Origin of the sequence: Allobosea sp. Root483D1 (genome assembly GCF_001429505.1) — a bacterium.
Taxonomy (GTDB): Bacteria; Pseudomonadota; Alphaproteobacteria; order Rhizobiales; family Beijerinckiaceae; genus Allobosea.
Map to the genome: position 1 here is coordinate 1 of NZ_LMJW01000005.1, position 4,284 is coordinate 4,284.

Below are 4,284 nucleotides of genomic sequence, written 5' to 3' on the forward strand. Positions count from 1 at the left end.
TTATGCGCAGCGCGATGCCCGCTTCAACGCCGAGCTCATCGGCCTGCCGGGCTCGGGCTTCAGCTTCGACGGCACCAGGCCCGACCGTAACGCCGCCCTGGTCTCGGCCGGCCTCGACATTCGCTTCTCGCCAGCTGTCAGCCTCGGCGCCCGCTTCGATAGCGAGCTCTCCACAAATGCCCAATCCTACGCTGGAGCCGCTACCCTCAAAGTGAGCTTCTGAATTAGCGCAACGCCTCCCGCTGATGTGCGCTCGGGCGACTGCACCGGCGAGAGGATTTCGCTCTGCAACCTCTCAGCGCGGCCTATCCACATCCACCCAGTGAGAGGGTTCGTGGACGTTTCCGTTATCGTCTTTCCATTGCTCTCGATCGGCGAACCATTCCAGTAGCTCAAGGCGCTCTGTAAGAGGCACCCAGCAAACGACGCGCTTACGGTCCTTCGGGGCGGTCTTGATTGGTTTCCAGTCGATCTCGGCCGGGCGTGTTTGGATACGATCGGTCATATGCCTCTCATCACAGCAGCGTACCCGGTATCGGACGTTCGTCGCTGCGCATAAAAGGAAACCCTGCCGGCGCGAACCGACGGGACTTAGTTGGATGCCTTTCGCCGGCGCTTGCTGGAGAGCGACTGGATCAGCGAGAGGCATGGCGCCGAGGGTCGGGAGCGCCAGGCTCAGGCTAACGGGCCGTTTGGGATGGAAAAGGCTCCGTGGCGGCAAAGGCCTCTCTCCGACGAGGAAGCTGGTCAGCGTGCCATGTCGGCAGGAGGCATGGCGCCACTGGGATGCGTCACCGCGAAGCTAGCAAGCCACTGCTACGAAGAAAGCCCCGCCGGATGTCCGACGGCGCAATTCTCAAGATGCTTTTGCTCGTCGGAACCGCTCGATGGCGCGTCGCGTCAGATCGTCATCATCCTCGGCAATCAACACCAGATGAGCGACGATGTAAGCGAGGCGCACTCGTTCTCGCTCGTCGGAGGGATCCGACAGACTCAACCGGATTTCATTCCACGCTGAGTCGAGCGCTGCGCGTGCCCGGGCAACCTCAACCGGGTCGTTCAGTGATGAGAATGGCATGTCCTCTCCCCCTGAACATTGACCAACAGGATTTATGGCGCCTGCGCCCCGCCTGCCATATCAAAAGTTAAAAGGCCCGGCCCGCCGAAGCGAGAACGGGCGAACCATTCTGAAGTGCCAGCGCGGCCATTGCTCTCGCCTCGCGCGCTCCGCGGCGTTGGCCCGGCCGGTCTGCTATGCATAGGCAGGGCACTCTCAGCCGCGCGTGCCATGACGCGCGGCAATGTGGGAGCGACCCGACGGGTTTGAAAAATGCGGGCTCGGAGGAGCTTTTTTAATGCCTCTAAGTTGCGGCCCCCATCTGGGGGATAACCCCGAGGTCGCCTCATGAAAAAGATCATTCTTGCAGCCACCCTCGCGATTGCTCCGATGGTGGCGTTCGCCCAGACGTCCACCACCACCACCACTACGGTGACGACCGAGCAGCAGAGCAAGGTCCGGGCCTATGTGATCAAGGAGAAGTCCGCCTCGGCGAAAGTGACCGAGTCGGTCGCCGTTGGAACGGCCCTGCCGTCCTCGGTGACACTGCAGACCTTGCCGGCAGATGTCGGCGTCACGCAGTACCGCTACGCAGTCGTCAACGACAAGACCGTGCTGGTCGAGCCTAGCTCGCGCAAGATCGTTCAGATCATTGAGTGATTTCGCTGCAAGCGAATTTCACGGCAAAGAGGTCGGGCTCGGGCTCGACCTCTTTGTTGCGGGCAGTCTAAGTGTCGGACTGCGTGATACCGAACTTCTGGGCGAGTTGAACCCGATTCATGCACGAAACGTCGTAGCTAACCTGCCGCCCCTTCAACTCCGGGCGCCTCGCAAAGTCCTTCGTCATCGCTCCGACAACATGATCGATACGTGCCTCACAAGCTTCGTTGCTGCCGAAGCTCATCTCGCTGATGTGGGTCGACAAACAGGTAGACTCGCCGGCTATGCAGGCGACAATCACCATCGTGAATACATCCATGGAAGAGCTGCCCCCGGCGGCTTGCGCACAAGCCGCTGCTGATCGATTCGCTACCAAAGGCCACTGTTTGGAAATATGAACACGAACCGTTCTCGCCCGCTAGTAAAGCTGCGGGATTGGTGACGCTTTTGCTCGATGTGTTGCAACTTCGCAAATCTGAGTGGGATAACTTCAGGCATCCAGCGGGGTGGCGCTCCCAGGCACTGCGCCAACGCAGCTGGTAGACGTTCGCCTCTTTAGTTTTGTCGCGCAGGAACCGACCCCAAACAGCAACGGCCCGCCAGCCGGACCAGGAGCTGACGGGCCATATTGGACACATATTGCATAGGGACTGATCGCTGCCAGTGCTCACCGGTTCCAGAGTACAATCGAGCGAACTGGCCCGCTAACCGACGCTAGCCAAGATCAGCCGATTGGCCGCCGCCGCTTCTTTCTCGAACGCGCTGCGGGCCTCGATCACCGTCCCCTTGCCATGGATAGCGGCGGCACATGATCGGAAGGCCTCCTCCCATTCGTTGCTGCGTTCCGGCCATTCAATAAGCAGTTCGGCGGCCTGCTCGACGGATGTGACAGCGAGGTACTGACCGGACTTGGTGGCTTCAATGCTGACCGGCCGGCTAAACCAGTGACGAGGCATGACAGGCACCTCCCATACTGGCGACTCAACGCCGACTGCCGATAGACGTTCGGCTAAGGAGAGCCGCGATGCAGTATCCGCCCGCCGACCCGCCAAAAGCCTATTCCGCCTCGCCGGCCGCGAGGTCTCGACCTGGTCGGAGGAATGGAAGCACGAATGCGGGATCGCTTATCTCGCCAGGCTCACGCCGGAGAAGTTGCGCGCGATGCTCTACGGCGTGCAGGGCGGCGAAGGCGAGAACGTCAGGGGCATCAAGGCACATCGCGGCGATGCGGCGGTGGCGCAGCTCGTCAGTGGATCGAGCGATATAGACGTGCGCACGCGGAACGCTTCTGCCGCCCGGCAGTTGAGCCTCAATCCGTCAGACCAACGGAGGTCAACATGAGTAAGGAGAAGAGCCGCAGCCCGAAAACGCAGAAAGCTGGGTCCAAAAACACGCCGCCTAAGAAGGGGCCCAAGGATTCGCCGGTCAAAGACGCAGACGATCAGCGCGTAAAACAAGGCGATTATTCAGACAAGTATTCCTCGGGACGCAAGGTGTCCTGAAACATCGCCGGAGCAAATACGAGCATAGGACGCGTAGACCCTTCTCGCCGGTGTGCGCACTGCACGGGCGAAAGACTTGGCGCTGGCTGCGGAGCGCCGAGCTCAAGCTAGAATGCCGTCCGAAAACGAAAACCGGGGTAGCAAAAAGCGCCCCTCGGCGACGATGGGGCTGGGCAGCGTGCCATGTCGACGAGGGGCCTGGCGCTAGGGACCAGCCGGGCGCCGCAACTTTAACTCGTCACGGCGTCCTTTGATCCGGGGGGCCTGAGGCAAGCGACCATCGTGCGATACCGTACACTTCGGAGGTTCAAATCCAATGCCCTAACAAAAACCCCGCCGGCTGGTGCCAGCGGGGAGTGAATATATACGCGGGCCGGGGCGCAATACCCGGCTTGCAAGCAGACGCTGAGGTGTCAGCATTCCATGATCTTGGCTCGGCCAGACGCCGCCGCGCGAACGATAAAGCTAGGTCGTTTAGGGAGGCATGGATAGTTCGAAAGGCCTAATCCGATCGGGTAGTCGCTATGCAGCGCCTGCAACCCCGCCTCTGTGCGCCATGAAAGAAGAATCCCCGCCGGCGTGAACCAGCGGGGATGAGTTGGACGCCTCTCGCCGGCGCTTGCTGGGGGAGCGACTGGCTCGGCGAGAGGCATGGCGCTTGTTGAAGCGCCGCGATCAAGCTAACAGGCCGGGTGAAAAGAAAAAGCCCCGCGGCGGTGCCAGCGGGGCGAGTTGGCTTGCTCCGTGGATTCGGAACGCGCTGTAGGGCTGCAGGTTCCACCAGCCAGGCGATCGCCGGTCACCCGGCAATTCATCTCGTGGTGCGCCAGCGACGGTCGACGTCACGCTCACGCTGTCGAAGGCGGCGCTCGACCTCTCCTCGATCGCGTCATCCTGTGCCTGATCACGCAGCAATTTCAGCAGGTCCTCAGCCGCGCTTGCGATACTCCCATTGGCGGCCGTCGTCCGCGCCTGTTCGGCGGCGAGATCGCGGAGGGGCTGCATGTCAGCAATTGTGACGCTCCGCTCGAACGGTCGCGGGTCGGCAATGTCGGGCGCTTCAGC

Annotated in this window: 9 protein-coding genes; 5 read left to right on the top strand and 4 right to left on the bottom strand. The window is 61.5% G+C overall.

All coding sequences use genetic code 11. From position 1 onward, the window contains the following. The coding region (locus ASE66_RS32465) for a hypothetical protein (protein WP_162262464.1) at nt 1–223 on the top strand (223 nt) is incomplete at its 5' end. Nucleotides 224–295: 72 nt separating this feature from the next. Here the strand turns inward: ASE66_RS32465 and ASE66_RS08790 are convergent. Together ASE66_RS08790 and ASE66_RS32000 are read right to left on the bottom strand one after the other, a co-directional pair. Further along, nucleotides 296–505 carry a hypothetical protein gene (locus ASE66_RS08790; protein WP_057189257.1) on the bottom strand — a complete coding sequence of 70 codons (210 nt, stop codon included), beginning with the start codon at nt 503–505 and terminating at the stop codon, nt 296–298. 351 nt (nt 506–856) lie between these two features. Continuing rightward, complete coding sequence (locus ASE66_RS32000) at nt 857–1,078, bottom strand: hypothetical protein (protein ID WP_156412075.1); 222 nt, start codon at nt 1,076–1,078, stop codon at nt 857–859. Between the two features lie 327 nt (nt 1,079–1,405). Here ASE66_RS32000 and ASE66_RS08800 point away from each other — a divergent pair, with 327 nt between their 5' ends. Next, entirely contained in the window at nt 1,406–1,717 is a 312-nt protein-coding gene (locus ASE66_RS08800) for a DUF1236 domain-containing protein (protein ID WP_057189259.1), read from the top strand. After that, nucleotides 1,710–2,078 (top strand): hypothetical protein, encoded by a 369-nt coding sequence (locus tag ASE66_RS32900; RefSeq protein ID WP_156412076.1) that lies wholly within the window; start codon nt 1,710–1,712, stop codon nt 2,076–2,078. Before ASE66_RS08800 ends, ASE66_RS32900 begins: the two co-directional genes overlap by 8 nt. A 343-nt stretch (nt 2,079–2,421) precedes the next feature. Here ASE66_RS32900 and ASE66_RS08810 read toward each other — a convergent pair whose 3' ends face one another. Then, complete coding sequence (locus tag ASE66_RS08810) at nt 2,422–2,673, bottom strand: DUF982 domain-containing protein (RefSeq protein ID WP_057189261.1); 252 nt, start codon at nt 2,671–2,673, stop codon at nt 2,422–2,424. Between ASE66_RS08810 and ASE66_RS08815 the strand changes: the two genes are divergently transcribed. Next, nucleotides 2,672–3,058 carry a hypothetical protein gene (locus ASE66_RS08815; RefSeq protein WP_057189262.1) on the top strand — a complete coding sequence of 129 codons (387 nt, stop codon included), beginning with the start codon at nt 2,672–2,674 and terminating at the stop codon, nt 3,056–3,058. The two genes, ASE66_RS08810 and ASE66_RS08815, sit on opposite strands and share 2 nt — an antisense overlap. Beyond that, a complete protein-coding gene (locus ASE66_RS32010; RefSeq protein WP_156412077.1) occupies nt 3,055–3,219 on the top strand; it encodes a hypothetical protein in 165 nt (54 codons plus the stop codon). Before ASE66_RS08815 ends, ASE66_RS32010 begins: the two co-directional genes overlap by 4 nt. 675 nt (nt 3,220–3,894) lie before the next feature. Here ASE66_RS32010 and ASE66_RS08820 read toward each other — a convergent pair. Beyond that, a partial coding sequence (locus tag ASE66_RS08820; RefSeq protein WP_162262465.1) for a hypothetical protein occupies nt 3,895–4,284 on the bottom strand: 390 nt, incomplete at its 5' end.

Coding starts and splice junctions, on each gene's coding strand:
- ASE66_RS08790 (WP_057189257.1), bottom strand. CDS start 505: ATGACCGATCGTATCCAAACACGCCCGGCCGAGATCGACTGGAAACCA.
- ASE66_RS32000 (WP_156412075.1), bottom strand. CDS start 1,078: ATGCCATTCTCATCACTGAACGACCCGGTTGAGGTTGCCCGGGCACGC.
- ASE66_RS08800 (WP_057189259.1), top strand. CDS start 1,406: ATGAAAAAGATCATTCTTGCAGCCACCCTCGCGATTGCTCCGATGGTG.
- ASE66_RS08815 (WP_057189262.1), top strand. CDS start 2,672: ATGACAGGCACCTCCCATACTGGCGACTCAACGCCGACTGCCGATAGA.
- ASE66_RS08810 (WP_057189261.1), bottom strand. CDS start 2,673: ATGCCTCGTCACTGGTTTAGCCGGCCGGTCAGCATTGAAGCCACCAAG.
- ASE66_RS32010 (WP_156412077.1), top strand. CDS start 3,055: ATGAGTAAGGAGAAGAGCCGCAGCCCGAAAACGCAGAAAGCTGGGTCC.